The sequence below is a fragment of the Streptomyces sp. URMC 126 genome, from assembly GCF_051386555.1.
Lineage (GTDB): Bacteria > Actinomycetota > Actinomycetes > Streptomycetales > Streptomycetaceae > Streptomyces.
Genome location: NZ_JBPQTX010001405.1, coordinates 1 through 232, shown reverse-complemented (window position 1 = coordinate 232; position 232 = coordinate 1). Strand labels below are relative to the sequence as shown.

The window sequence follows — 232 nt, the reverse complement described above, 5'->3', positions numbered from 1 at the left end:
ATTCTTACCGGTATTGTGCAGCGCGCCGGCGGATTCCACTGGGCATTCGCACTTGCCGCTATCGGTATGTTTATTGGCCTTATGCAGTATCTTCTGTTAGCGAAGAGCACTATTGGAAATGCCGGACGGGAAGTTCCCAACCCGCTACCGCGTAAACAGAAATGGTTGTCTCTAATCGGTCTTGTTGCCGGTATCCTCATCATTTGGGGCGTATTCGCAATAGGATGGGTGA

General features: G+C 50.9%; 1 pseudogene. It reads left to right on the top strand.

The window, feature by feature from the left end:
* Nucleotides 1-232, top strand: a pseudogene (locus ACSNOK_RS36455) (hypothetical protein); the annotation flags it as partial.